At 58.2% G+C, this 24,672-nt stretch carries 25 protein-coding genes, 1 tRNA gene and 2 pseudogenes; 11 read left to right on the top strand and 17 right to left on the bottom strand.

Annotated features, from left to right (window positions below):
- Nucleotides 1-233 precede the first annotated feature (233 nt).
- Nucleotides 234-920 carry an acyltransferase family protein gene (locus AC1DTN_RS33445; protein WP_477924424.1) on the bottom strand — a complete coding sequence of 229 codons (687 nt, stop codon included), beginning with the start codon at nt 918-920 and terminating at the stop codon, nt 234-236.
- A gap of 41 nt (nt 921-961) precedes the next feature.
- The gene (locus AC1DTN_RS33440; RefSeq protein ID WP_113321239.1) at nt 962-1,714 is read right to left on the bottom strand and encodes an IS5 family transposase; all 753 of its coding nucleotides are present in this window, start codon (nt 1,712-1,714) and stop codon (nt 962-964) included.
- A 104-nt stretch (nt 1,715-1,818) separates the two neighbouring features.
- On the opposite strand from AC1DTN_RS33440, the gene AC1DTN_RS33435 reads away from it, so the two are divergent.
- The 4 genes and pseudogenes from AC1DTN_RS33435 to tnpB all read left to right on the top strand — a co-directional run bounded on the left by AC1DTN_RS33435 (nt 1,819) and on the right by tnpB (nt 6,148).
- Nucleotides 1,819-2,244 (top strand): hypothetical protein, encoded by a 426-nt coding sequence (locus AC1DTN_RS33435; RefSeq protein WP_113321240.1) that lies wholly within the window; start codon nt 1,819-1,821, stop codon nt 2,242-2,244.
- 1,472 nt (nt 2,245-3,716) lie between these two features.
- Entirely contained in the window at nt 3,717-5,033 is a 1,317-nt protein-coding gene (locus tag AC1DTN_RS33430; RefSeq protein ID WP_113321241.1) for a hypothetical protein, read from the top strand.
- Nucleotides 5,034-5,364: 331 nt separating this feature from the next.
- Nucleotides 5,365-5,796, top strand: a complete 432-nt coding sequence (tnpA, locus tag AC1DTN_RS33425; protein ID WP_477924417.1) for an IS66-like element accessory protein TnpA — start codon at nt 5,365-5,367, stop codon at nt 5,794-5,796.
- Nucleotides 5,793-6,148: pseudogene (tnpB, locus tag AC1DTN_RS33420) on the top strand (IS66 family insertion sequence element accessory protein TnpB). Before tnpA ends, tnpB begins: the two are co-directional and overlap by 4 nt.
- A 562-nt stretch (nt 6,149-6,710) precedes the next feature.
- Here tnpB and AC1DTN_RS33415 read toward each other — a convergent pair.
- A tRNA-Val gene (locus tag AC1DTN_RS33415) sits at nt 6,711-6,786 on the bottom strand.
- 159 nt (nt 6,787-6,945) lie between these two features.
- Between AC1DTN_RS33415 and AC1DTN_RS33410 the strand changes: the two genes are divergently transcribed.
- Nucleotides 6,946-7,563, top strand: coding sequence for a class I SAM-dependent methyltransferase (locus AC1DTN_RS33410; RefSeq protein ID WP_113321243.1), 618 nt, complete (start codon nt 6,946-6,948; stop codon nt 7,561-7,563).
- 10 nt (nt 7,564-7,573) lie between these two features.
- Here the strand turns inward: AC1DTN_RS33410 and AC1DTN_RS33405 are convergent, their stop codons facing one another.
- From AC1DTN_RS33405 to AC1DTN_RS33390, 4 genes are all read right to left on the bottom strand, one after another.
- A complete protein-coding gene (locus AC1DTN_RS33405; RefSeq protein ID WP_477924416.1) occupies nt 7,574-8,599 on the bottom strand; it encodes an NAD-dependent epimerase/dehydratase family protein in 1,026 nt (341 codons plus the stop codon).
- Nucleotides 8,600-9,043: 444 nt separating this feature from the next.
- The gene (locus AC1DTN_RS33400; protein WP_477924415.1) at nt 9,044-9,700 is read right to left on the bottom strand and encodes a hypothetical protein; all 657 of its coding nucleotides are present in this window, start codon (nt 9,698-9,700) and stop codon (nt 9,044-9,046) included.
- Nucleotides 9,701-9,702: 2 nt separating this feature from the next.
- A complete protein-coding gene (locus tag AC1DTN_RS33395) occupies nt 9,703-9,825 on the bottom strand; it encodes a hypothetical protein (protein WP_477924414.1) in 123 nt (40 codons plus the stop codon).
- Nucleotides 9,822-10,061, bottom strand: coding sequence for a hypothetical protein (locus AC1DTN_RS33390; protein ID WP_477924412.1), 240 nt, complete (start codon nt 10,059-10,061; stop codon nt 9,822-9,824). The genes AC1DTN_RS33395 and AC1DTN_RS33390 overlap by 4 nt, the downstream gene beginning before the upstream one ends.
- 321 nt (nt 10,062-10,382) lie before the next feature.
- On the opposite strand from AC1DTN_RS33390, the gene AC1DTN_RS33385 reads away from it, so the two are divergent.
- Nucleotides 10,383-11,261 (top strand): DUF3313 domain-containing protein, encoded by an 879-nt coding sequence (locus tag AC1DTN_RS33385; RefSeq protein ID WP_477924411.1) that lies wholly within the window; start codon nt 10,383-10,385, stop codon nt 11,259-11,261.
- 172 nt (nt 11,262-11,433) lie between these two features.
- A complete protein-coding gene (locus AC1DTN_RS33380; RefSeq protein WP_477924410.1) occupies nt 11,434-12,003 on the top strand; it encodes a hypothetical protein in 570 nt (189 codons plus the stop codon).
- Nucleotides 12,004-12,074: 71 nt separating this feature from the next.
- On the opposite strand, the gene AC1DTN_RS33375 is transcribed toward AC1DTN_RS33380, so the two are convergent.
- The 4 genes from AC1DTN_RS33375 to AC1DTN_RS33360 all read right to left on the bottom strand — a co-directional run bounded on the left by AC1DTN_RS33375 (nt 12,075) and on the right by AC1DTN_RS33360 (nt 16,160).
- Complete coding sequence (locus AC1DTN_RS33375; RefSeq protein ID WP_477924409.1) at nt 12,075-12,836, bottom strand: ABC transporter ATP-binding protein; 762 nt, start codon at nt 12,834-12,836, stop codon at nt 12,075-12,077.
- Complete coding sequence (locus AC1DTN_RS33370; protein ID WP_477924408.1) at nt 12,833-13,873, bottom strand: FecCD family ABC transporter permease; 1,041 nt, start codon at nt 13,871-13,873, stop codon at nt 12,833-12,835. Before AC1DTN_RS33370 ends, AC1DTN_RS33375 begins: the two co-directional genes overlap by 4 nt.
- The gene (locus AC1DTN_RS33365; protein WP_113321251.1) at nt 13,870-14,892 is read right to left on the bottom strand and encodes an ABC transporter substrate-binding protein; all 1,023 of its coding nucleotides are present in this window, start codon (nt 14,890-14,892) and stop codon (nt 13,870-13,872) included. The genes AC1DTN_RS33370 and AC1DTN_RS33365 overlap by 4 nt, the downstream gene beginning before the upstream one ends.
- Nucleotides 14,893-15,113: 221 nt before the next feature.
- A complete protein-coding gene (locus tag AC1DTN_RS33360; RefSeq protein WP_477924406.1) occupies nt 15,114-16,160 on the bottom strand; it encodes a LacI family DNA-binding transcriptional regulator in 1,047 nt (348 codons plus the stop codon).
- A 166-nt stretch (nt 16,161-16,326) separates the two neighbouring features.
- Here AC1DTN_RS33360 and AC1DTN_RS33355 point away from each other — a divergent pair, with 166 nt between their 5' ends.
- The gene (locus AC1DTN_RS33355) at nt 16,327-17,274 is read left to right on the top strand and encodes a dihydrodipicolinate synthase family protein (RefSeq protein WP_477924405.1); all 948 of its coding nucleotides are present in this window, start codon (nt 16,327-16,329) and stop codon (nt 17,272-17,274) included.
- Between the two features lie 233 nt (nt 17,275-17,507).
- Nucleotides 17,508-18,890, top strand: a complete 1,383-nt coding sequence (locus tag AC1DTN_RS33350) for an MFS transporter (protein ID WP_477924403.1) — start codon at nt 17,508-17,510, stop codon at nt 18,888-18,890.
- Nucleotides 18,891-19,155: 265 nt separating this feature from the next.
- Here AC1DTN_RS33350 and AC1DTN_RS33345 read toward each other — a convergent pair whose 3' ends face one another.
- Nucleotides 19,156-20,139: a zinc-dependent alcohol dehydrogenase family protein gene (locus tag AC1DTN_RS33345; RefSeq protein WP_477924402.1), complete on the bottom strand. Its 984-nt coding sequence runs from the start codon at nt 20,137-20,139 to the stop codon at nt 19,156-19,158.
- A 157-nt stretch (nt 20,140-20,296) separates the two neighbouring features.
- Between AC1DTN_RS33345 and AC1DTN_RS33340 the strand changes: the two are divergent.
- Nucleotides 20,297-20,586 (top strand): annotated as a pseudogene (locus AC1DTN_RS33340) (hypothetical protein); the annotation flags it as partial.
- A gap of 47 nt (nt 20,587-20,633) precedes the next feature.
- Here the strand turns inward: AC1DTN_RS33340 and AC1DTN_RS33335 are convergent.
- From AC1DTN_RS33335 to AC1DTN_RS33320, 4 genes are all read right to left on the bottom strand, one after another.
- Nucleotides 20,634-20,963, bottom strand: coding sequence for a chaperone modulator CbpM (locus tag AC1DTN_RS33335; protein ID WP_477924401.1), 330 nt, complete (start codon nt 20,961-20,963; stop codon nt 20,634-20,636).
- Between the two features lie 2 nt (nt 20,964-20,965).
- Complete coding sequence (locus AC1DTN_RS33330) at nt 20,966-21,892, bottom strand: DnaJ C-terminal domain-containing protein (protein ID WP_113321257.1); 927 nt, start codon at nt 21,890-21,892, stop codon at nt 20,966-20,968.
- A gap of 230 nt (nt 21,893-22,122) precedes the next feature.
- Complete coding sequence (locus AC1DTN_RS33325) at nt 22,123-22,584, bottom strand: universal stress protein (protein ID WP_477924399.1); 462 nt, start codon at nt 22,582-22,584, stop codon at nt 22,123-22,125.
- Between the two features lie 130 nt (nt 22,585-22,714).
- On the bottom strand, nt 22,715-22,837 hold the full coding sequence (locus AC1DTN_RS33320) for a hypothetical protein (protein WP_477924397.1): 123 nt from the start codon (nt 22,835-22,837) through the stop codon (nt 22,715-22,717).
- 66 nt (nt 22,838-22,903) lie between these two features.
- On the opposite strand from AC1DTN_RS33320, the gene AC1DTN_RS33315 reads away from it, so the two are divergent.
- Complete coding sequence (locus AC1DTN_RS33315; RefSeq protein ID WP_477924395.1) at nt 22,904-23,278, top strand: hypothetical protein; 375 nt, start codon at nt 22,904-22,906, stop codon at nt 23,276-23,278.
- Nucleotides 23,279-23,349: 71 nt separating this feature from the next.
- On the opposite strand, the gene lysA is transcribed toward AC1DTN_RS33315, so the two are convergent.
- Nucleotides 23,350-24,621: a diaminopimelate decarboxylase gene (gene lysA / locus AC1DTN_RS33310; RefSeq protein ID WP_477924394.1), complete on the bottom strand. Its 1,272-nt coding sequence runs from the start codon at nt 24,619-24,621 to the stop codon at nt 23,350-23,352.
- Nucleotides 24,622-24,672: the final 51 nt, after the last annotated feature.

The following is a 24,672-nucleotide window of genomic DNA, read 5'->3' as shown; positions in this document are numbered from 1 at the left end:
CTAGCTCGTCTCTTTGTTGAGGGAACGCATAGCAGTCGATCTCCTACGTCGCAAGGCAGAGCCATCGCGACAGTTAGGTCATCCAGAGTTCCAGCCTCGTCATATGGCTACAGGATCGACGTGGGTTGATCTGGAAGTTCAGTTTTGCGATGGGGCTAGTTGAGTTTGGACGCGAGTGCAACCGTAGACCGCTGGCCGAAAAACCGCGAAATTTGGATGGCAAGCTTATTTACTCAAATCATCGGCAACGCGGCGAGGATTGAGATCATGCAGATCCCGATATCAATGGTAAGTTTCGACTGTGCCGTCTCGCCGAAGTTGCGGACGAGCGGCTCTCCGATCAATACCAATCTCGGCCCGTGAACGAGATAAAGAGGAAAGGAGATTCTGCCGAGAAGTCTCGAGAAATGGCAAGACAGAAACCTGTTCACAGGCTTGATACCGATGCATCCGAGCGTCAACGCGACTGTGGCGACCATATTCCATGCATCATATGCAGGTGGCAAAAAGGCAGGGGCCGATAGGCCGACAGCAAGCATCGCTGCGAACACCCAGGGCGATATATCTTTAACATACTCCCGTTGAATGACGCCCGCGATCACAGCCCCCAAAAGAAATAGCGAGTAAAGCCTATGATCTTCAGGCGTGGAAAATATAAGTATGACAGAGATAATAAAAATGGTCGGAAGATAGTAGGCAGATTGGGCGCTGAGTAAAAGGACTGCGAAAAGAAGGAACGAGCCGATTAATTCTACGCTCATCGTCCACATCGGGCCAGCGTAAGTCACACAGGGATTATAGTGAAAGAAGACATCAAAAAAGGAAAAGCGTAGAACGTATTCCGCTTTGGACTGAAAATTCAACGCGTTTGAAAATGTCGCTAGTCTTTCACTGGATGTGTTTTGTAGTCCTGCGATCATTGCAAGGTGCACAGCAATTGCAACAACAAAAATGGGGAGCACTAGGCCGTGGACTCGTTATGACGGAGAGTAAGACGAACACAAGCTAGCTTCGTCATAGCGAGAAAGTTCGTGCCCAGTTTGTCGTATCGGGTAGCGATCCGTCGATAACATTTAAGCTTGCTAAAAAACCGCTCGATCAGATTTCGCTTTCTGTACAGCCAAGGGCTAAAGACGATTGGGCTCTTTCGGTTGGATTTTGGCGCGATATTCGCCCATGATCGTCTGGCTCTCACTTCTGCGCGGAGCCAATCAGCGTCGTATGCCTTGTCGGCAAGGAGCATAGCTCCTGGGGGCAGATCATTAAGCAGCGCGCTCGCTGCTGTTAAATCGTGAGCGTGACCGGGTGTGATGGCAATCTTGATTGGCAGCCCCTTGCTGTCGGTGACGGCGTGAATCTTGGTTGTGAGACCGCCCCGACTTCGCCCGAGGCAGCGGTCCTGATGATCCGCCTTTAACGTGGCTGCCAGATGATGGGCGCGAACTGAAGTCCCGTCGATCATCGCGATGCCATCATCTGATGGGCTCGTTACGGCATCCATCAACCCGTCCCAAACTCCAGCCGCCGTCCAGCGCCTGAAACGATTAAAGCAAGTTGTGTAAGGCCCGTATCGTTCAGGGATATCCCGCCAAGTGGCTCCAGATCGCAGAACCCAAAAGATGCCGTCTAAAACGCGACGATCATCAACGCGTGGCACGCCTCGCGGCTTATTGGGTAGAAGTGGTTCGATCAAGCCCCACTCGAAGTCGGTCAAGTCTGACGGCTCATGCCAAGTCGTGAATTAATTCCACAGCAATTTGAAATCCACTAATGGGCGAAACCCTAGCGACGCCGATTCTCACCGTGTAAGTATTTCTCATGCAGGTCTCGATTTACGAATTTGTGAAGCAGAAGCTGATTACCCATGGCGTCGACAGGACGCGAGACGGGCTGGTAACAATTGAGAACAAGTACCTTTTTCTAGGCTTCGTTCATCTTGAGCGCGCGGTCAGGAATGCTGATTTCGATGCGGTGCAACGCAGAGTGAAAATAATCGACGAGCGCGTGCATTCATTGGGAAAACGGCACCTGATTGTGTTTGCCTACATGTATCTTTACTTTTCGGACGGAACTCCGAAAAAGACACATGCGGAAATTACAACGAATGATGGGACGGTTTTGAGGTCGGTTGAATATCGGCGCGCTGTTACGTCAGAGGAACGCCTGATCGCCGATTGGGGTCGCCTTCTATTTGAGCGGTGTGGAGATAGCCTTCTTCGGGCAGTCTACGCTTCGAAGGTCTGAATTCGCTGGCCCATTCGACGTTGTCGATTTCAACGTTTTTCGGTCAGCTCGTGTTTATGAGTTCACGGCCTAACCGAAAGTAACGAGATCCTGCAGCCGCAATCAGTTTCTCAACTTGCCGCTCTTTAAAATAACCGTACGACAGTGAGATTCCGGACACCACGAAAAAGACAAGCACGGCGGCGTATAATCCGCTGAACGGCAGAAGCAGACGCAAGAAGGCACCACTCTCCGCTGTTACTGGCAAACCCTCGCAGAAAACGTGAAAAAGTAGGACGAATATAGCTCCCCACCCGCGCAACCCGTCTAGGACGGGTAATCGTTCCTCCTGGCGGGCGAAACCATCGACACCCCCTAAATCATCTATTTGGTTTCGTTTGCTCGCTTAAGCTTCCTTTGACCGCTCTTGTACCGTAGCCCTCGGAATATCAACAGATGTTTCGCTGGCCTATTTTGATCGAGCAGCCGCGATTACGTCTGGTTCTTGGATAACTGACGTTTATTCTCCGTAGCCCTTAAGTCGATAAACTTCGACAGCAAAATATTGGTGGGAGGGCGAGGTCTAGATCATTCAAGAGCGAGAGCCTCCGATGCATTTCCCGACATGAGGGAACCGAAGCGGCAAACGAAATTCGGGGCGTAGCGCCTATTGCAGTGATGGTCTCCTCATCGGCGTATGCAGGCTTCCTCCACGGCCATGATCTCTACGCGTCCCCGGGAGAGCCGATGGAGCGGCGGTGGTCCGCCTGGAGTCGCCTTCACTCATCCTGCCGGTCGCAGCGGGCAATTGCCGAAGGATATTGTAAGCGTTCACGCGCGTCCTCCAGCTCGACGTATACGCCAGATGTAATCGCCTGACGGCACCGGACCGTGTCGGTCGCGACTGCGGCTGGCCGTTGTTGGCGGAGTGCGGAAGATGGCTCGAAGTGATTGGTGAACTCTTCATGTCTTAAAGCTGTCTGGCGCGGTTTCGCCCCTCACACTCGGCTCGTCGAAAGGAAAGAATGATCAGCACGTTTGATCGCGGACATGTGCATCTGACCCATCTTCTTGACCGAGCTGCATCGAGATCGGAAAACGTCGAGGGAACCGTCGAGCCGATAGCAAGCGTTGAATTATTGTAAGCCGCTTCTTCATCTGAAAGCATTGATATTGGCATTGGATTCTGCGCGACGCAGACCGTTTTTGGCTTGCTGAGGGCGCAGATTAGCATCAAAATCCAGACTGTAATCGTGATGCCAAAAATAGCCGATCGGCCCACGGTTCCTCCGTTCGCCCGTCTTTCGTTCGCGCGAGCGGCGTCCCGCATGCGCGCACCGATTATTCAAAGCTCGCGCTCGCTGATGCTTCCCCTCATACGGAGAAGCAGCCGATCGTTGGACACGTGTCTTTGGATATGCCGACATATCTGTCATTTTTAGGATGACAAAGATTCCCAGTTGCGCGATTAGTCCGGCAACTGGAGCTGATAAATGCGTAGCTTAGGATCAAGAGCGGGTTTACTATTCTCGCTATCGTTCACTACATTGGTTTTCTTCAACTATTTGTATTTTCTCAAATGGTGGCAGCCTACAGGAAGCCGGCTGTGGGTTGTTGCGCTGATCGCAATCTCGGCACCATTCGCTGTTCTTGCTTTTCGCGACTGGCGGAAGTTTGCGGTACCGGGGGCGATCATTCTTGCCTATGTCGTTTACATGGTGTTGAGTTACTTCGCTTTTCGCACAATGGCTTTCGATATCCGCTACCTTTGTCAATTCATATTGACGGTGCTGCCCTTCTTCGGCGCTGGCATCCTTGCGGGATGGCGGCCCGGCGGCCTGATTGTCGTCGTGATGTTCGCTGGCATAGCTTTGTTGCTCGCCTTGCCGGTTGCCTGGATCCAATATGGTTCATTGTGGGAAGGTGACGACTTTCGCGATGTTTTGGCGATCCCGCAGGTGCCGGGCAGGGCGCCCTACTACAGTTATTACCAGTTGGTCGCTTATGGAATTGCTCTTAGCGCAATTCCATCGTTCGTATGGCTTCTCGGTCGAACGCGTCTTCCCATCGCGTATGTTGTTGGTCTCGGCGTCACGCTACTGCTGGCGGAACTAGGTTCTCGCACGATGTTTCTGCTTTTGCCGATCGTGCTCGCAGCCCTTGTATTCCGCATCAAGGGGGTCGCACAGGCAGCGATATATACCGGATTGTCCGCCATCCTAGTTGCCGGCGTGTTCTATGCGCCGATCGCAAAAAATCTTTCGGTCGTGCAGCGAACGGAAGGCGAGGCGGAGCGGTATGAGCAGGGTGCTATATTTCAGCCCAAGACAGATGCACATAATCCCTATGACGCAGCAGGTGCGTTTGACACCGGAGACGGCGGTGATCACCGTACCTGGTCAAGGCGTACTTTGTTTGAGTTTGCATTAAAGGGCTGGTTATCAAACCCGGCCTCTGCTGTTTTCGGTCGGGGTCTGGGATCTTATTCACTGGACCTCGCTGGTGTCTATCCCGGCTGGCTGCCCGCGCAACACAGCGGTGAGATCTATCCGCACAATTGGATCTTGGAGGCCGGTTACGAGGGCGGCGCGATCGCGGTGTTGCTACTTGGGGTGGTCCTTGTGTTCCCTTTCTGGCGCATCCTCAGTGAATGGGAAACTTCGGCGAGTTCGTTGGCGATCGCCGGGATGTACCTGCTGATATTCGGTGCCGCGTTTTTCTCCGGTGGGATCGCTCTCAATTATACGCTCTTCTTCCTTGCTGGGGCGGCGTTATCGGCGCAGAGCCTTTACTCTGCGCGGGGTAAATGATGAGTTATCTGAGACCTTCTACCAGCCGCACGCCTTACGGAATGGATCGACAACTTTATCCAGTCCTGTGATGTCCAAAGTCGCAGTGAAGAGGCTTTCGGAAAAAGGGCGTTATGCGCAACACCTTGGATCTCCCAAGCATCTTCTTGATGACTCCGATTGATTTGGCGCTGATCAAAGGTCTAGAGCGCGTCCATTTTACTCGGGGTCGTATCCGCATGCCTTGAAGTAATTGGCGAATTCTTGTGGTTTGAAGGTAAGCGGTGCCTTGACCCCACCTTCCGGATCAGCATGTGATTGTTGATGTTGTTGCCGAACGAGGCTCCGACATATGACGATTACAGGGTATACGCATGGCACCGGTGCAGATGTGCCGTTGCAACGGTTTGAGGTTTTCACGGGAACAGGCCGTCGCCGCGACTGGAGCGACGAGGAGAAGGACCGCATTGTCGCCGAGAGCTATAGCGGCGAGATCTCGGTCAGTGCTGTTGCGCGCCGGTATGGGTTGTCGCCCGGACAGTTGTTTACCTGGCGTCGGCAGGTGCGAAGTCAGGCGAAGCAAGACTCGCCGCCGATGTTTGTGCCAGCGGTAATTGATCGCCCGGCAGAGCCACCCCCGACACGGCGAAAGGCGATAACGAGGCGCGCACTTCCAATTGGGGCAATCGAGCTGGAGGTTGGCGGCGCGATCGTCAGGATCGCATCTGGCACGGACAGCGCGACCATTGCTGCCGTGATCCAGGCCTTGAAGGCTCAGTCGTGATTGGTCCGTCCGGTGCGGCAAAGGTAATGATAGCCACCAAGCCCGTCGACTTCCGCAAAGGTGCTGAAGGATTGGCAGCGCTGGTGAAGGCGGAGATGAGTGCTGACCCATTGTCTGGCACGATCTATGCGTTCCGCGCCAAACGAACGGACCGGATTAAGCTGATCTTCTGGGATGGCAGCGGCATGTGCCTGGTTGCCAAGCAGCTTGAGGATGGCGAGTTCCATTGGCCTTGAATGCAGGACGGCGCGATGCATCTGACGGCCGCCCAGTTCTCGGCTTGTTCGAGGGATTGGACTGGAACCGCGTGCATACGCCGAGCGAAACGCGCACGCCGGTAAAGGCTGGGTGACGGCCGCGACCAATTGAATCAGCACCATCCGGCCTCTCGATCCGAGCGGTAAAATATACTGTTCTATCCGTGACGATAACGGCGAACGAGCTTCCGGATGACCTGAACGCGCTGGCGCATGAACGCCGCCGCTTCGGCTATCGACGCCTTCATGTGCTGCTTAGGCGTAGGGGCGCCTTGTGAACCACAAACGGCTCATCGGCACCCCCGCCGACCTGAGCCTTAACCCCGGAAAATTCCAGCTCCCGCTGGCCCAAATTCGGGGAGCACTTCACCCGAAAGTGATTCTGAAGGGCTGTACGCAGATCTTGGTAATCCATGCGGTAGGCAATTCCGACATTATTATAGTTCGCCTATGTGGATCATCAGCCGGGCGTGTCCGTAGCGATACCTTGATGTCGGACGGTATTCTTTGTGGATGCATTTCACGGGGGAGGGGCCAGCGCAGATAGAAAACGCCGTTGCGCGACTTCAAAATGTAAGTGGGATTGTGCAAGCCGATGTCTCACCTGAATGGCTCACTGACCAAATTCAAGGTACAAGGCTTTGATTTTAAACGAAATGGTGGGCGATGAGAGACTCGAACTCCCGACATCCTCGGTGTAAACGAGGCGCTCTACCAACTGAGCTAATCGCCCGCGATGCCCTATGTCATCGTTCGGTGAAGCGTCTCTAGCGATATTCAAAAAGAACCGCAAGCCTCTTTTTGAAATTCTGAGCAATTTGCCTGTGCACTCCGCTCTTCCCCGTGGGAAGCATTCTCTGTAGAGGTGCGGCTGAATAAATTCGGAGCGAAAATGACGACGCGAGAGCAGCGGCTGGCCCTTCGGCAGAGCACCCCCCGGACATTTCTGGATTACGCCCACACAGAAGAAGCAAGGTTGCTTCCCGACCGTGGCAGGCTTCTCGACAATTTGCCGAAAGGCGGGATCGTGGCTGAGTTAGGGGTTGCAGAAGGCGCCTTTAGCGAGGAGATCGTTGCACGCAACCAGCCGCAGCGGCTATACCTCATCGATCCCTGGAATATGGACCGATACTCAGAAGGTCTTCAAATCATCAATGGCAAATTCGGACAGGAGATCGCCGAGGGCAGCGTTGTCATTCGCCAGGGTACGTCGCTCGATATGCTGTCCCAGTTCGACGATAGCACGTTCGATTGGGTCTATATCGATACCGATCATTCCTTCGCGCTGACATGGCGGGAGCTCCTGCTGGCGGACCGCAAAGTGAAGCCGGATGGCAGGATCGCCGGCCATGATTTCTGCACGGGTAACACGGTCAAACCCGTCGTCTATGGGGTCGTCGAGGCCGTCAACAAGTTCTGCGTGGAGTACGGCTGGCGCTTCGAATTTCTGACGCTCGAGCCGGACGCTCACTTTTCCTATTGCCTCAAGCGGATCGACACATCGCGATAGCGTCAGCAGCTTACGTATCGATCGTGCCGAGTTCCTGCCTGGCTTCCAGATACCACTCGACGAAAGCCCTGGCGCCTATTTCTAAAGGAGTGTTCGGCTGGTAGCCCGTCAGGGCAAGGAGAAGGTCGGGGCTTGCAAAGGTGCGGGGCACGTCGCCCTTCTGCATGGGAAGCATGACGTGCTTTGCTCCGTGCCCCATTACATTCTCGACCTTCTCGATGAAGTCCATGAGGCTGACCGGTTGCCCGCCGCCGATATTGACGATGCGGAAGGGGGCCTGACGCGAAAGCGTTTCGATTGTTGCATCGGCAACACGGTTAGTTTCGGAGGGGATGACGTCTGACAGCCTGACCACGGCTTCGACCAGATCGTCGATATAGGTGAAATCGCGGCTCATATTGCCCTTGCCGTATATCTCGATGGGCTTGTCCTCGATCATGTTCTTGACGAACTTGAAGAGAGCCATGTCGGGCCGGCCCCACGGGCCGTAGACGGTGAAGAAGCGGAAGGCCGTGGTCGGAATCTTGTAGAGATGCGAATAGCTGTGCGCCATCAGCTCCATTGACTTCTTGCTGGCGGCATAGAAGCTCAGCGGCTCGTCGGCGCGGTCGGTTTCGCGAAAGGGGACGGTCCGATTGGCGCCATAGATCGAGGAGGTCGAGGCGAGCATGAGATGGCGAAGCTCGATACGGCTTGCCAGCTCCAGAATGTTCCAGGAACCCTCGATGTTCGAACGTAGATAGGCCTGCGGATTTTCGATGCTGTAACGCACACCGGCTTGTGCGGCCAGATGAATGAGAACATCCGGCTTTGCTGCCGAAACGGCGGTTTCCAGCGTTGCCTTGTCTTCGAGCATGGCAACGACTGGACGGAAGGCAGGATATTGGGTCAGCGCGGCATGACGCATCTCCTTGAGCCTGACATTGTAATAGGGCGTCAGTCCGTCGAAGCCTATTACCTCATGCCCATCCTGCAACAGCCGGCGGGCCAGATGAAAGCCAATGAAGCCTGCCGTTCCCGTAATGAAGTAGCGCATTTCTACCTTTTTCTCGGGTCTCCTGCCGATGGCAAGTAGCCGAATCCGTATTCGATTGCTTCACTTATCGGATAGATGCTCCCGAGATCAATAATCACCTGGATTTTCGGGGCTTTTAAGCGCTACAAGACGAGCGCGCAAACGGTGCCGCTCGATTACCGAGCTGATGTCCGTGGCAATCTTGAGATCGTCGCGTGAGCAATCGGCTCGAACACATATATCTATTTCTATTCCGATATCTTGCCACCTTCGCCGGAGGAGACTCTGAGAAGTCGTTTCCTCACAGAGTGATGTGACCGATGTTTGTGGGATCGCCCCCGCGATGGCGCAGAGTCCGATCAGCCCTCCCACAACCGGACGAGGTCGGATTCAGAGAACGGAGCATCAATGGCTATATGCTCCCACCTGCTACCGACACCGAAAACCTAATTGCTTGAGTGCGCTTCATCGCTTGAGCACCCAAACGGTCTTGCCGTTCTGTGACGCTTCGATGCCGGCTTTGGTCCGGGTCAGTCGAAGGCATTTTTCGTCATCCCCCGGCCGCGGCCTTATGCAAATCCCGTCCGGAGCGGCCCTCCACGTCGGACTTATGCTCACCAGGCTGTCGCTGATGGTTCCACCGCCGTCGGGACGAAACACGAGGATGTTTGAGGCTTTTCGTTTGACGACGACCATCTCCCACGGCTTGCCGTCGGCGATGACGCTGGAAAGCGGTTCTTCGGCTCGCGCCGGTGCGCCGGCGAAAATTGCAAGGACAAGCAATGGCATGAAAAATCGGCAAGAAGAGAGGTCGCCTGGCAAGCGAGCTGTGGGCATTACGTGTTCCTTTGCGTGAGTATGACCCTCTGATGGCAGGTCGTGATCGAGGGATAAAACTGAGCGAGCGGAACGTGGCCATGCCCTTCCGCCGGTGGTGATGTTGTCGCGATATTCTCCAACGCGCTCGGCAAAGTCATCACGAGATATATTTTGATTTGTTAAGCGCGTCGGGCCGTATGTCTCCGCATAGCCGTCACCAGATGGGATCATGCGGCATGTCCGCAGCAGCGCAGGTTCGCACAAACGCTGCGTACCGGAAAATTCTACCTGGCGTTTCGCCATCGTCACAGCGCATGCCGTTCCGAAATCAAAATGAGCATCACGATCGGACCGCCGAGAAGGGCTCCGAACAGGATGGTCGCGAAGAACAGGTTTGCGAGCAGGTGAAGCATGGTCTTGCGCGTCATGGGTGCATGCCGATCCTTGCAGGGTCAAAAAGGACGGGACCCAGTTTCATCTCGGCCATCCGCACCTTGCCTGTCCAGACATCGACGATCCTTTCGTCCCATCTGAAGATGAGGATGATCAGCCATTGCCCGCCGTCGGGCGTGCCGCATGCCGCCTCGAGCATCACGAAGGCAATGTGCATGGATCCGATAACCACCAGCGCCGCAGCTGCTCTTGCCGTCCGTTTCGAAGTCATAGCCCTGTTCCAAAAGTTGAGGTCGGATGAGGTCATGCCCTGCCGTTTCCAGGTGAACGCTTTTCCATTTGGGCTCCGACAATTGCGGAAACATGACTGTATTCGCTTTTTTGCGTGTAATGCGAGGCGGGGGTCTGGGGCTTAGCCTCGTCAAGCAGATCACCGAAACCATGGCGGAAAAGTCGGCATCGAAAGCGGTCCGTCGGGAACAAACCTATCGATTCAGCTCCAAGATGCTGCAAGTGGGGGGCCATGTAATTGTGTCGCAATTGTTCGCACCGAATGTCCGGTCATCGTCATGATCGGAGGCCAACGAGATACATGCTCAGCAATTCGCATTCACGTCGTCAATTTTTCAACCAGCCAACCAGGGCATCGCTCCTTGGATTTATTGCCTTGCTGACAACGGCAACCGTTTCGGGATGCGCTGCCGTGCCGCTCAAGGAGGCGGGAACGCTTGCCTCCTACGGGGACCTTGGTCCGTCGAAGGGGACGCTCGCCAAGAGGCGGCTCTATGTCGACGGGCAGAAGCTGGCACGGGTAAAGACTGTCGCCATCGTCCCGACCGTCTTTTCCTTCAGTGCTGCGTCCAAAATCAAGTCCGAAGCCGATCGGTCCCTGGTTTCCAATGCTCTCGACCGGGCGCTGTGCGTTTCATTGAGTGACAAATACCAGATGGTCCCGGCCGGTCAGCCGGCAGATCTGACCGTTCGCTCGGTTGTCGCCGACATCGTTCCCACCAACAAGGCAGTTGCCGGGGTCGCGACCGTCGTCAGCGTCGGTTCGGGCTTTGCCCTGCCTGTGAGCATACCGCGCCTCCCCTTCGGCCTTGGCGGCCTGTCGATCGAAGCCGAAGCTACCGACGCCATGGGAATGCAAAATGCCGCAATGCTATGGGCGCGTGGCGCAAACTCCATTCAGGACAATCCCCGCGTTTCCGAGGTCGGAGACGCCTATGGTCTCGCAGCGAAATTCGCCGGCGACTTCTCACGGGTGCTGACCGCCGGAAAGGAACCGAAGGGACTGAACCTTTCGCTTCCGTCGAGGCAGCGCGCCCGCTCATGGCTCGGCGGAAAGCCGAAATATGCTGCCTGTGATGCGTTCGGCCGCGCACCCGGACTGCTCGGCGTGCTCGCTTCGAAGTACGGCGCTCCGCCGCAGTGGACGGAAAGGAAGTCAAAGCCCGCCATGACGCATTGACGGAGGGCCGAGCGGCCATCCAGCCGCTCCGGGAAGGTTTGGAGGAGGCGCCAAGGAGAACTCGATCCATCCAAAAGAACGTCGCAGGGGATGATCTGATGCAACATTCTTTCCTTTGTATACGGACATTGTATTCTGATGTCGCAGACACACTTCGGCTTGAGGAAAGAGTATGCGTGTCGACCATTTCGATATTCGTTCGAAGACAGGATCTGGCCTGACCGGCGACATGAAGCGTCAGGTCGTGATTTGCCGGAACGGTCGGCGCCATCTGAGGTGCATGGCGCTAAGCGTGATCATTGTTGCCGCATCATCCTTGAGTTCGCCGGCATCCGCCGCCAATGTTCTCGAACGAGCGATCGAGGTCGCTCAGCCCTGCAAGCCTTTGAAGGTTAGGCAGGAGGTTTTGGGCGTCAAGGTCGAACTGGGCATCGACGAGCTCGACTTCGTCAAAATCGACACGATCGAGATCAGAGTGAACGGCGATTTGGCCGAAGCAAACGCACTCGGCACGCTCGCATGCAAGACGTCGGATGATGCCCCTCTCCAGGGCGGCTTTTCAGCAAAGGCTCGAATTCACCTGCAGGCAAATCTTGCCACCTGCATAACGAACGCAAGTTCGATCGATATCATCGAGGCAGAGGGAGAGTTTGGTGACGTTGTCACGACCTTCGAACCCGAGATTTCGGCAGCCCTTCGCAAGGGTGTGGAGAAGGCGCTGAAGAAGCTCTGCGCGAGCTGAAATCGGGGATGTGTGAAACGACGCGATCGGTCTGCAAGCCGGCAGCGCCGTGCCTCAGCCACGCGGCGTCGTCAACGGAGATAGTGGATGTGCGGCCGGGCGTGATAGGGCGAGGCTTCGACACGCGCATCCACCGAGAAAACATCCCTGAGGACCTCTTCGGTCAAGACTTCGGTCGGTGTGCCGGACGCAACGATCTTTCCGCTTTGCATGACGATCAGCTCGTCACAAAACATGGCCGCATGGTTGAGGTCGTGCAGGGCAATGATGCTGGTGACCGGCAGACCGGAGACGAGCCGCATGAGGCTGATCTGGTGCTGGATATCGAGATGGTTGGTCGGTTCGTCGAGGATCAGTTCTTTTGGCGACTGCGCCAGAGCTCTTGCGATATGGGCGCGCTGCTTCTCCCCACCGGACAGGCTCTGCCAGCGATCATGGCGCTTGCCGGTCATGCCGGCCCGCTTCAACGCTTCCTCAACCGCCTGATCGTCGGCGAGCGTCCAGCCGGAAAACATCGAGCGGTGCGGAAAGCGTCCGAGCTTGACGACATCCACGACCCTCAGATCGGCGTTTGTTGTCGAATTCTGTTCAACGAAGGCGACGCGCTGCGCGATCGTGCGGCGTCCGATTGTCCCTATGTCCCTCAAATCGAGCGAGATTCGCCCGGAATTGGGCCGCTTCAGGCCGGCCAGAAGCCGCAAGAGCGACGTCTTTCCAGAGCCGTTCGGGCCAAGAAGGCCGAGCATCTTTCCCGGTGGCGCTTCGAAGGAGACGCCATCAATTATGGTCTTCCTGCCAATTTTCCAGACGAGGTTTTCGGCTTTGATGCTCATGATGCGCGCTGGAACCGGTAGAGAATGACGGAGAAGAAGGGAACGCCAACCAGCGCCGTGACGACCCCGATCGGCAGGACCTGCTGCGGGATGAGCGCGCGCGAGGCAATGTCGGCAAGCACCATGAAGATTGCACCGACAATGGCGCAGGCTGGGAGAAGCCGGATATGAAGCGGACCGACGACGAAGCGCGCCGCATGCGGCACGACCAGACCGACGAAGCCGATCGAGCCGACCATGCTGACGATCGTGGCCGTCATCATTGCGGTAAGCGCAAACAGCACGATGCGGACCCTTCCGACGTTGACACCGAGAGATGCGGCCGCTTCGTCACCGAATGCAAAAGCATCCAGAACCCTGGCATAGAACAGGCAGACGACAAGCCCGAAGCCGACGATAGCAGAAACCAGCATGAACTCCGGCCAGCGCACGCCGCCGAAGCTGCCAAGCAGCCAGAACATGACGTCGCGAGCCTGCTGCGCATTGCCGGAAGTCGTGACCACGTAGGATGTGGCGGCGTTGAAGAGCTGCGAAGCGGCAACACCGGCGAGGATTGTCCGGTCAGCGCCGCCACGCGTACCGTTGGACAGCAGCGCCACGAAAAAAAAGGCTGCAAATGCGCCGGCAAAAGCCCCGGCCGACAGCGAAACCGCACCTGCACCAACGCCGAGAATGACGATGGCGACTGCGCCGGTGGACGCGCCGGCGGAGATACCGAGCACATAGGGCTCGGCCAGCGGGTTGCGAAGCAGCGATTGCATGATCGCACCCGACAGAGCCAGTCCCGCGCCGCAGAAAGCGGCCACGAGCGCGCGGCTGAGGCGATAATCCCAGATCACGGTCTCGTGGATGCGGTTGAGTTCCACCGCCGTCCATCCCAGCCTGTTCGTGACGGCGGTAAAGGTCGTTGTAAGCGGGATCGGCAGGTCGCCGATCCCGACACTGATGCCGACGACCAGGCCGACCGCCACAAGGGAGGCCAACAGGAGGACACCGAAGGGGGCAGCCTGCTGGAAGGAGCGGTTCGAGGCGGTCACTTGATCAGGCCGAGCGCTTTCAGTTGTTCGGCCACCTGTTCGGCGCCGTAGATGGTGCGGATCGTCGGGTTCATGGCCTGGCCGTCCATGACGACGATTGCCTTGTTTTTCACCGCCGGCATCTGGCTGACGGCCGGATCGCTGTTCAGGAACTTGATCTTGGCCTCCGGCTTGTCGAGTTCCCAGCGGTTGCGGTCGAGATTGGCCACGACGATGACATCCGGATTGGCGGCTATGATGCTTTCCCACCCGAGTGTCGGCCATTCGGCTTCCGCGGTGACGGCATTCTTGCCGCCGAGGAGATCGGCGATGAAGCCGGATGCGGCGTTCTTGCCCCCGAGATAGGCGTCTGCGGAAGGAGACTGGCTGGAGAACCAAAAGACGTAGGAAAGCTGCTTGCCATCCTTGGACACGCTGGTACGCAATGCCGCTTCACGCTTCTTGAAGTCGGCGATCAGCGCCTGACCACGATCGGCGACGTCAAAAATCTGCGAAAGCTCGTCGATCTCCTTGTACAGCAGATCCATGTTCCAGAGCTGGTCGCGGCTGCCGTACTCGTTCTTGACCTTTTCGGTGCTGAGGCAGGTACTGGGCGAAATGTAGCTTGGTATGCCGACCTTGTCGAAGTCCTCGCGCTTGGCGACCTTGCTCGTCGGTCCGATCAGGCTTGGCAAGGCCGCTGCCACGAAATCCGGGTTCTGCGCCAGAATCGACTCGAAGGTCGGAAACTCGACAGACAGAAGCTTAACCTTCTCATTGGCTTCGGCGAGCTGCGGCAGAACCTTGCTCGGCCAGAATGCGGTGCCGGCCATTTTGTCTTCCAGACCGAGAAGCAGCATGATCTCCGCGCTGTTCTGGCCAAGTCCGATGGCTCGCTCCGGAGCCCTGGCGATGGTGACCTTCGCGCCGCAATTGTCGAGCGTCAGCGGATACGTGGTCGGCGCGGACAATGCCGGCGTCGCGATCAGGCCGAGTACGGTGAGCAGTCCGGGAACCGTAAGGGACTTGAAAACTTTCATGAAAACTTCCTGTTCTTCGAGCCCCCAACATGGGGATTCTAAGGGCGCGGGCGGTATAACCCACTTGCCCGAAGAAAAACAAGAGTAAAGCAGTCACCTTTGGCAATGGCAGATGCTGGCTCCCGTTCCCCAAGCGGCCGAGCTGCTTGAGAAAACGAGGAATGAGCTCGTTAGGAGCGGTCCCCGAATGTAGTACTGGAACTGCCGGCCGATCAGCGACTTCATCGCGTTGCAATGGAGGCGGGGGGCTTTGCGGACGACTTTCGGGGTATGAGGGTCGGCGCCGAAACGCGGATCCGGTCCTCCGCCGAAACAGCGCCACTTGTGAGCAGATCTAAAGCGTTGGACGCGATCTGCTCAAAGGGGACGCGCAGTGTCGTCAACGGGGTCGCAAGATGGCTGACGATAGGGATATCGTTATATCCGACGACCGAAACATCGTTGGGTAYGGAAATCCCAAGGCGCGAAAGACCGGAAAGAGCGCCGATCGCGGTATTGTCGTTCACGGCAAAAATCGCCGTAGGACGATCTTCCAAGCGCATGAGCTGCTCGGCCGCATCTGCTCCAGTGTCGATTCCGAAGGTCGACGGAACAATGCAGTCCGGACGGAGCAACACCCCTGCCTCTTCCAGTGCCTGCCTGTAGCCTTCGACGCGTCCGAGCGCGCTGGAGGCGTATGACGGACCGGCGATGACGCCGATACGACGGTGACCAAGGTCCAGGAGGTGGCGCGTCGCCAGATAACCACCCAGCCGGTCGTCCCCAATCGAAGAAAGGCTCCGACCGTCGGTCCGCAGAGCCAGGACAAGCGGCACGCCCCGGGCCACCAGCTCGTCAGGGAAGTCATCGTCTTCGCGCGCGGTCGAGAGGATCAATCCGTCAACGCCACGCTTTAGAAGTGACTCGGCGGCAAGTCGATCGGCTTTGGGCTTGTCATCGGTCGTCGCGACAATGGCAAAGCGACCGCTTTTGCTGCACGCCTTCGCCAGGGCCTCGTAGAGCATCGCCATGACCGTATCGGTTAGCCGGGGAACAATCACGCCGACTGTCATCGTGTTGCCGCGTCTCAGGCTCGCAGCCGAGACATCTCGGACATAACCCATGTCTTGCGCGATCTTGCGAACGCGGCGCGACGTTTCGTTGTCGGACCGGGGAAGCCGCTCGTCGAGGATGCGTGATACCGTGGATTTGGAAACGCCGGCGGCCGACGCAACATCCAGGATGGTGACGCGTGTCTGGCGGTTGCCTTCTTCGGCCTTTGAATCCATTTCACTTTTTCCCCATCTGCAGCGCTCTCGCGATTGAGGCCCTAAGCATGCATTAAAAAAAATGTTGACTCCAGCAAAATCGGAAACGATAGTGGGAACGTTCCCATTAACGATCCCATCGCTGATCGCACAGGCGAACAGCGGCTATCTAGGAGGAGATACCCCGATGCAAGCTATGGATTTGAGAGGCCTGAGCCCGGCACCCGTCACCGCATTCACCCGTGACGGAGAGGTCGATTACGCGGCCAATGCCCGTATCGCCAAGTGGCTTGCCGGCATGGACGGCGTGAAGAGCCTCGTCATTCTTGGCCATGCCGGCGAAGGTACGTTCCTGACCGAGGAAGAGCGCCTGAAGCTCATCCGCACCTATGTTGAAGCCGTCAATGGTCAACTTCCCATCATTGCAGGTATCACCGGTGAGGGCACCAGGGTTGCGGCGGAAGAAGCCAAGAAGTGCAAGGCTGCCGGTGCGACCGGCGCGCTCGTCTACCCGAACCACGGCTGGCTGCGTTTCGGATTTCAAAAAGGCGCGCCGCAGGATCGCTACAAGGCGATTTGGCAGGAATCAGGCCTGCAGTGCATCCTGTTCCAGTATCCGGATGCCACAAAGGCTTCCTACGATATCGACACGCAGCTTGCGATTGCGACCCAGGACGGGGTCGTTGCCACAAAGAACGGCGTGCGCAACATGAAGCGCTGGTACGTCGAGATTCCGGAACTCAAGAAGGCCAACCCGAACCTGCAGATCCTGAGCTGCCATGACGAATGGCTGCTGCCGACCATGTTCGACGTTGACGGCCTGCTTGTTGGCTACGGCAATATTGCACCGGAGCTGTTGATCGACCTGATCAAGGCAGGAAAGGCGCAAAATTATCCGCAAGCCCGCCAGATCTTCGAACGTCTCCTTCCGGTCACCCGTGCCGTCTATCACCGTGGCTCCCATATGGAAGGAACCGTGGCCCTGAAGCTCGGGCTCGTCCATCGTGGTGTGCTTGACCATGCCACGATTCGCGAGCCGCTGAAGAATCTGGGCGAAAAGGCAGAGGCCGAAATCTTCGCCGCCTTCGAGGCTGCGGGCATCGGTCGGGTCGACCAGTTGATCGCAGCGGAGTGATTGAGAACGCCCCCGTCGTTCGAACGGGGGCGTCTTCTTAGGGGAGGAAAATTGCGGTCGCACCGGGAGTGACGCGCCGCCGCAGTCGCACGGTCTTTTACGCCGTGCATACCTCGCCGACGAGAGAGCCGTTCCTTCCGGATCCACAGCCGACCCAAAGGATCCCGAAGTGAGCCATCCAACGTGTAGGTTCGAAGCCAGGCCGGGAGAGGGCCGGGCACAGGGAGGAAAACATGAATATGGAACAGCGCATAACCGCGCCGTCAACGGTTGTCGATCCGCAAGCAGAAATCAGCGCCCGTCTTGAACGGTTGCCAGTGACCCGGGAGGTGTTCTGGGCCCGAAACATCGTCGGCGCGGCGACATTCTTTGACGGTTACACCGTGATCGCCATCGCCTATGCGATGCCGGTTCTTGTCCGCGAATGGGGCTTGACGCCAGGACAGACGGGAATGATCCTGTCGATGGGTTACCTCGGACAATTGATCGGCGCGGTCTGCTTTGGCTGGCTCGCTGAGCGGATCGGCCGCCTGAAAGTGCTGCTATTTACGATCCTGCTATTCGTCAGCATGGACATCGCATGCCTCTTTGCAGCTGGCGCCGGCATGATGATGGCATTCCGCTTCGTCCAAGGCATCGGAACCGGCGGCGAAGTTCCGGTCGCCAGTGCCTATATCAACGAACTGATCGGCTCGAAGGGGCGCGGCCGCTTCTTCTTGCTGTATGAGGTCATGTTCCTTCTCGGCCTCGTCGGCGCGGGCCTGATCGGCTACTTCATGGTCCCAGTCTACGGCTGGAAGGCGATGTTTGTCGTCGGCCTGATCCCTGCAATCCTCATGATCCCCCTGCGCTGGTTCCTCCATGAATCACCTCGCTGGCTGGTCGCCAACGGCCGCTATGAGGAAGCCGATCGTATTGTCACCAAGTTGGAGAACAGCGCCCGTGCCGGCGGCAAGGAACTGCCGGAGCCGAAAGTCGTGGCCGCTCCTGCCCGCCGCAGATCCGACTGGCGCGAACTTTTCCAGGGCATTTACCTGAAGCGCACGCTGTCGATCTGGGCCATGTGGTTCTGCGCCTATATGGTCGCCAATGGCACGATCACCTGGCTTCCGACCCTCTATCGCCAGACGTTCAACCTGCCGCTTGAAACCAGTATTTTCTACGGGTTCGTCACCTCGGTCGGTGGCGTAATTGCGGCCGTTATCTGCGCACTGCTCATCGACAAAGTCGGCCGCAAGCGCTGGTATACAGGCGCCCTTTTGATCGCACCGATCCCGCTCGTCATCCTCGCCTGGCTGGGTGCGACGTCGGCGACACAGGTTCTCATCCTCGCCGGCCTCGCCTACGCCATCGTCCAGACCGTAACGTTCTCGCTCTACCTCTATTCGGCGGAGATCTATCCGACCCGTCTTCGTGCCATTGGCACGGGCACAGGCAGCGCCTGGCTGCGTCTCGGGTCCTCTGCCGGTCCTATCGCGGTAGGATGGGTCATGTCATCGATGGGCATCCAGTATGTATTCGGCACCTTCGCAGCAATCCTGCTGGTCGGCGCCCTGGTAACGGCCCTCTTCGCGGTCGAAACCAAGGGGCGCGTCCTGGAGGAATTGTCGCCGTAATATCTACCGTCCGCATTCGAAGGACCCGAGAAGGCTTGGCGGGTAAGCACCAAGCCTTCTCGTATATGTGGACATGCAAAATCCTGCATCCGTTTGGTGGTTTCGGTTGATTGATCTGGGGATCGATCCCGCTCAAGGCGACGGCCGAGCTCGTCAAAGGCACGACGCGACTTCTCTTCGGTGCAGTTCTCCGCCGGTTTCAGTGAGGAAGCATCGAGCGAATTCGGATGATGCCGCGATTGCCGCTCCGCGATAGCGGTGCCCTTCAAAATATCAGGACAGCCGCTCCGCTCAGGCGGCCGGCACGCAGATCGTTAAGCGCCGCATTGGCATCTGCAAGCCGATAGGTTTTCGTGTGCGTGCGCACACCTGCCTGGCGGGCGACGGGGAAGAATTCCTCGGCGTCTTTCCGCGTCAGATTGGCGACCGAAACCACGCTTCGCTCGCCCCAGATCAGCGCATAGGGCATTGCGGGCAGATCACTCATGTGGATACCGCCGCAGACGACCCGGCCTCCCTTTCGCACCACCTTCAACGCCGCCGGCACGAGTTCGCCAACCGGCGCAAAGATGATCGCCGCATCGAGCGCGACGGGCGGGCGCTCGTCCGAGCCTCCCGCCCAGACGGCGCCGAGACCGAGTGCGAAGCGTTGTGCCGCCACATCGCCGGAGCGCGAGAACGCATAGACATCGCGACCCTGCCAGCGACAGATCTGCGCGATGATATGCGCGGCTGCGCCGAACCCGTAGAGCCCGATCCTCTTGCCGTCGCCGGCCTTCTTCAGCGAACGCCAGCCGATCAGGCCGGCACAGAGGAGCGGGGCAAGGGCGACGGGATCGGCCTGGCTGTCGAGCACAAAGGCATAATCGGCATCCGCAACGACATGGGTGGCAAAGCCTCCGTCGCGGGTATAGCCGGTAAATTGCGGTTCATCGCAAAGATTTTCCTCTCCGCTCCTGCAAAACGAGCAACAGCCGCATGTATGACCGAGCCAGGGCACGCCGACCCTTTGCCCCATGCGCGACGGCGCTATTCCTTCCCCGACAGCCTCGACGATGCCGACGATCTCATGGCCGGGAACGAGCGGCAGCTTCGGGTTCGGAAGATCGCCGTCGCAGACATGAAGATCCGTCCTGCACACCGCGCAGGCTTCGACCCTCAGCATCAACTGTCCTTTTGTGGGCACGGGATCCGGCCGGTCGACCGTACGCAGGGGCATCCCGATTGCCTCCAGGATCATAGCTTTCATGAACTGTTCCTCATCTTCATGATGCCATGATCCTGAAATCGCGGCAAACCGGCATTGACGGTTGTCAAAGACGACCCGCGCCCGTGCTTCTTCGCCCCTATGGAAATTTCCCTTCACGGGAGATGTTGATCCGGCGCAATGAGCCGAGCCGCGTGTCCTGATTGGTATCCTGGTCGGCATTGAGCGTGGCTGGCAGGAGCGAGAGGCGCCACTCGGCGAAAGGGCCGCCGGCATTCGCAACCTGGGCCTCTCAAGTTTCCTGGTGGCCTATGCGGCTTGCCTCAGCCCGCAAAAGGACCGATCCTGCCGACGACGGTCTTTGTGTTCTTTGGCATCACAATTCTCGTTCTCAGCTCCATGCAAGCGGCGCCCGACGAATTACAGCGCGACCGCTGCCATTGCCGCGATATCGGTTTCGTGCTTGGTTTCAGCGCCGTGGTTGCCGACTGTGCAAAGCCTGACCTTGATCGTCGTCCAAGTCCGGAACGAAGCTATCAGCGCGCGCTATCGTCGAGCTCTTCGAGCGCGTCCAGCAGGCGTTTCTGGATCTCGGTCTCCTGCCGGTTGATGGCGACGACAAGCCTGCGCATCGCACCGCGCATGCCGTGGAGCTGGTCGACGAGCTCCATGACGACGTCGACGCCGGCCTCGTTGACGCCCATTTGGCGTGTGAGGTCGAGGATCAGGCGGGCGCGGGCAAGATCGGCATCCCGGAATCGGCGCCGGCCCTTGGAAATATCGGGGGCCAGCCAGCCTTGCTCGACCCACAGATCGAGCTCGGTCACTTCGATTTTGAGGTAGAGACGGAATTCGCGATCGTCCATGGTCAGGCCTCCATGTTCTTTCTCGGATCCTGTGTGCTGGCTGCCGCCCAGCCCTTGGCGAAGGCGGTCAGCTGTTCGTCGGGCTGTTCGGGCAGCATGATCTTCAGCGTCACATAGACGTCACCGGCGTCGCCGCCGCGCTTGGCAACACCCTTGCCCTTGAGGCGCAGCACCTTTCCGCTGCTGGAATTTGCCGGCAGCGTTAGGTTGACCGGCCCCGAAGGCGTCGGCACGCGCACCTTTCCGCCGAGTACCGCTTCTCCCAACGTGACGGGCAGATCGAGGCGGATGTCGTCGCCGTCGCGGGTGAAGAAACGGTGCGGGCGCACATGGACGTCGATCAGCGCATCGCCGGCCGGCCCGCCGCCGAAGCCGGGTTCTCCCTTGCCGCGCAGGCGCAGCGTCTGGCCGTCGCGCGTGCCGGGCGGGATCTTGACGTCGAGTGCCGGCCCGTCCGACAGCCTCACCTGGCTCTGCGCGCCGTTCACGGCATCGAGGAAATCCACCTCCATCGAGAAGCGCCGGTCCTGGCCCTTTGCGCGGAACTGGCCGCCGCTGCTGCTGCCGCCAGCGCGGCGCGAGAAGAAGCTTGCGAACAGATCGTCGGCGTCTCCAAAATCGGCAAAGCCGGCGCCGTTGTGATAGGCGCTGCCAGGGTCGCTCGAGGAGGCATAGTCTCGATAGTAGCTGCGGGGCGCCTGTTCGGCTCCCGTGACGTCGATCTCGCCACGATCGAAGCGACCGCGCTTCTCTTCGTCGCTCAGGATTTCATAGGCAGCAGAAATTTCCTTGAACTTCGCCTCGGCCTTCTTGTCGCCGGGGTTCAGGTCGGGGTGGAGCTTCTTGGCAAGCTTGCGGAATGCCCCCTGAATTTCCTTCTGGGTGGCATCCCGTTTCACGCCCAGAAGCTCGTATGGATCTTGGCTCATACATGTCTCCGTGTAAGGGCAGCGAATACTGCGGACTGGAATCCGCCTTGATATAGGTTGCCGGTCCGATGTCGGGGAGGGGAGGAGGGCAGCGTCCTATCATTCGGCCTGAATTGGCGTGATGTCGTGCGAAGGCTGGCCATCCTGCCGGTCCCTTCGCGTCATGTGCAAGGAGAAGGTCGAGGCGAAGGCGGAAAACACGACGCGCCGTTGCCGAGATCACAATGCTATCAGCGCGCCACCGCCGCCGCCGCGCGGCTCAGCTTATGCCCCGGACTTTGCTTGCGATCGACGAGGACCGAGCATTTGGCGTGACGCACCACGCGGCCGACCACGGCCCCGAAAATATAGTCGGTAATATCTGCGACATGGGTTGAAAGGATGATGAGGTCCGCCTCTTTCTCCCGCGCGGCGGCCAAAAGCACCCTTGCCGCGCTACCGGTATGGACCTCGACCAGGGCAGGGATCTTCATCTGTCGGCAGAGCAAGGTCAGCTTCTCCTCGGCATCCTTTATGACGGCGGTCTCGAAGTCTTCCGGCAGGCTCGCCGTCATGTAGTGCGGCATGGTTTCGACGGCGTGGATGACGAAGATCGAGCCATCCTCGTCGAGGAGGCCGGCTGCCTTGTTCAGGATGCGTTCGGCTGTTTCGCGAGGGCCATTGCCTATTGCGCAGACTATCGTTCGGTACATATCGGATCTACCCTCATCCGCCAGATGATTGTGCGATTTTAGCCTCCTGCATGGATCATACATTGACCGACATCAAGAAACGGTCCTGCATCAGATTTGATACGGAACAGGGGCGGCTGTGCCAGATCGCTCACGTCACCGTCACGCAGCAGACGAATGTCGCCATCGCCATCAGGCTTTCGCCTGAGGAGGTGCGGTGGCTTGAGAGGCGGCTGGTCTGGGCACGAACCGTAACAATGACTGCTCTCGTCAAGGAGCTCCTGGAAGGGAGAACTTCTGGCCGTTCGGATGTGAGCGAGCTTGACAAGTGCGCTCGTCGATGAGAACAAAGAGCGAACCAACGGGAAGGTCACCATTCATGATACGTTTCGCGCCGAAGATAGAGCAGGACGCTGCCCCAGCAATCAAAATTGCAAAGCCGAACGCCAAGATGCGATCCGACATCGAGCCATCGGACACTTCCACCACGACCGTTGAGAACGAAACCAACAGGATAGACGGCCAGGCTGCCACGACGATATCAGGACCTGCGGAGCCTGCCGCAAAACTCCTTGAGTTATCAGGCGAGGAGCTCCCTGCGAAAGGCAGAAAGCCGGGTTCCCGGAAGCGCAAAGAGGCAACAAGCCCCAAGCCGCTCGAAGTCAGCAAGCGGGGGCACGATCAAAGCGTTGGCGATTTGCTGCTCGACCTCTGACGATAGGCTTCGAGTACCCGTGCGGAAGCGCGTTTGCGCTTTTTTGTAATCCTGCCTGGATTTTTCAGGGCTCACGCCGCATCCGTAGAACGAGCCGCGATCAATTCCAGCTCGCAAAGCTCATCGATCGTCTGGCGCCGGCGGATAAGCCGGGAGTTCTCCCCGTCCATGAGATATTCGGCAGCATGAAGCCGGCTGTTGTAGTTCGACGACATCGACGCGCCATAGGCACCCGTTCCGTGGAAAACGAGCAAGTCGCCGACCTCGGCAGGAGGGAGCGCCCGCGTCTCGACTACGCCATCGGCCCCTTGCGTGAATACGTCGCCCGATTCGCAGAGCGGGCCCGCTACGACAGTAGGGCGTAGCTTAGATGGGCTGAGGCTTCGACCATCGTGCGTGAGCACCGAGATCTCGTGGTAGCTGCCATAGAGGGCAGGGCGCATCAAGTCGTTGAAACCGGCGTCAACGAGGGTGAAGTGATTTCTGCCAACCTGCTTGGTTGCGCGGACCTCGGCCAACAGCGAACCGGCTTCTGCCACGAGGAAGCGCCCCGGCTCGATCTCCAGGCGCACGGCATGGCCGAGCCTGCTTTCTGCTTGCCTGCGCACGCTGTCCCACAAGCTGAAATAATGCGCGGTATCGATCGCCCGGTCCCCGTCGCGATAGGGAACTGACAGGCCACCCCCGGCAGAAATCGCCTCGACATCGTGATCCAGATCGCTCAGGAGACCGGTCATCGCATGACAGACCCGCTCGAGATGGCCGTAGTCGACGCCGGAGCCGATATGCAGGTGAAGCCCGACGAGATGCAAGCGATAGCGGCGAGCCAATTCGACAGCCTGGTTAAGCTCCGCATGCCAGATACCATGCTTGCTGTTTTCGCCACCCGTATTTGTCTTGTTGCTATGGCCGTGGCCGAAACCCGGATTGGCGCGAAGCCAGACGCGGTGACCGGGCGACAGCTCCCCGAGCTGGTGCAGCATGTCGATGGAGCCGATATTCACCTCGACCTTGTCCTTGACGACGCGGCGCAAAGTCGGCCGGTCGAAAATATCGGCGGTGTAGACGATGCCCGCAGCACCTGAGAGGGTCGGGCTGGTGGAAAATCCGGCCCGCTGCGCGCGATTGATTTCGCCGAGAGACACGGAGTCCACAAGCACACCTTCCTCACGCATGAGGGAGAGGATGTGGATGTTGGAGCACGCCTTCTGCGCATAGCGGATCACGTCGAAGGCGCCGAGCTGCCTTATCCGATCGCGGATCGTCGTCGCGTCGTAGACCCATAAGGGCGTCCCATGCTGGTGGGCGAGAGGGGTGAGGTCATTGGCAGAGATAATGGGCATGGCGCTGATTGTCCGTAGATGGCAGCCCTCCGAACCGAAAGATCGTTTCAA

This window comes from Rhizobium sp. 01T444 (genome assembly GCF_056398305.1).
Note: the sequence above shows the minus strand (reverse complement) of the source record. Positions and strands in the feature narration are given on the sequence as shown.

What these genes read in the sequence shown, in the direction of transcription:
- AC1DTN_RS33445 (WP_477924424.1), bottom strand. Translation starts at nt 920, where the DNA reads ATGATCGCAGGACTACAAAACACATCCAGTGAAAGACTAGCGACATTT.
- AC1DTN_RS33435 (WP_113321240.1), top strand. Translation starts at nt 1,819, where the DNA reads ATGCAGGTCTCGATTTACGAATTTGTGAAGCAGAAGCTGATTACCCAT.
- AC1DTN_RS33430 (WP_113321241.1), top strand. Translation starts at nt 3,717, where the DNA reads ATGCGTAGCTTAGGATCAAGAGCGGGTTTACTATTCTCGCTATCGTTC.
- tnpA (WP_477924417.1), top strand. Translation starts at nt 5,365, where the DNA reads ATGACGATTACAGGGTATACGCATGGCACCGGTGCAGATGTGCCGTTG.
- AC1DTN_RS33410 (WP_113321243.1), top strand. Translation starts at nt 6,946, where the DNA reads ATGACGACGCGAGAGCAGCGGCTGGCCCTTCGGCAGAGCACCCCCCGG.
- AC1DTN_RS33405 (WP_477924416.1), bottom strand. Translation starts at nt 8,599, where the DNA reads ATGCGCTACTTCATTACGGGAACGGCAGGCTTCATTGGCTTTCATCTG.
- AC1DTN_RS33400 (WP_477924415.1), bottom strand. Translation starts at nt 9,700, where the DNA reads ATGGCGAAACGCCAGGTAGAATTTTCCGGTACGCAGCGTTTGTGCGAA.
- AC1DTN_RS33395 (WP_477924414.1), bottom strand. Translation starts at nt 9,825, where the DNA reads ATGACGCGCAAGACCATGCTTCACCTGCTCGCAAACCTGTTCTTCGCG.
- AC1DTN_RS33390 (WP_477924412.1), bottom strand. Translation starts at nt 10,061, where the DNA reads ATGACTTCGAAACGGACGGCAAGAGCAGCTGCGGCGCTGGTGGTTATC.
- AC1DTN_RS33385 (WP_477924411.1), top strand. Translation starts at nt 10,383, where the DNA reads ATGCTCAGCAATTCGCATTCACGTCGTCAATTTTTCAACCAGCCAACC.
- AC1DTN_RS33380 (WP_477924410.1), top strand. Translation starts at nt 11,434, where the DNA reads ATGCGTGTCGACCATTTCGATATTCGTTCGAAGACAGGATCTGGCCTG.
- AC1DTN_RS33375 (WP_477924409.1), bottom strand. Translation starts at nt 12,836, where the DNA reads ATGAGCATCAAAGCCGAAAACCTCGTCTGGAAAATTGGCAGGAAGACC.
- AC1DTN_RS33365 (WP_113321251.1), bottom strand. Translation starts at nt 14,892, where the DNA reads ATGAAAGTTTTCAAGTCCCTTACGGTTCCCGGACTGCTCACCGTACTC.
- AC1DTN_RS33355 (WP_477924405.1), top strand. Translation starts at nt 16,327, where the DNA reads ATGCAAGCTATGGATTTGAGAGGCCTGAGCCCGGCACCCGTCACCGCA.
- AC1DTN_RS33350 (WP_477924403.1), top strand. Translation starts at nt 17,508, where the DNA reads ATGAATATGGAACAGCGCATAACCGCGCCGTCAACGGTTGTCGATCCG.
- AC1DTN_RS33345 (WP_477924402.1), bottom strand. Translation starts at nt 20,139, where the DNA reads ATGAAAGCTATGATCCTGGAGGCAATCGGGATGCCCCTGCGTACGGTC.
- AC1DTN_RS33335 (WP_477924401.1), bottom strand. Translation starts at nt 20,963, where the DNA reads ATGGACGATCGCGAATTCCGTCTCTACCTCAAAATCGAAGTGACCGAG.
- AC1DTN_RS33330 (WP_113321257.1), bottom strand. Translation starts at nt 21,892, where the DNA reads ATGAGCCAAGATCCATACGAGCTTCTGGGCGTGAAACGGGATGCCACC.
- AC1DTN_RS33325 (WP_477924399.1), bottom strand. Translation starts at nt 22,584, where the DNA reads ATGTACCGAACGATAGTCTGCGCAATAGGCAATGGCCCTCGCGAAACA.
- AC1DTN_RS33315 (WP_477924395.1), top strand. Translation starts at nt 22,904, where the DNA reads ATGAGAACAAAGAGCGAACCAACGGGAAGGTCACCATTCATGATACGT.
- lysA (WP_477924394.1), bottom strand. Translation starts at nt 24,621, where the DNA reads ATGCCCATTATCTCTGCCAATGACCTCACCCCTCTCGCCCACCAGCAT.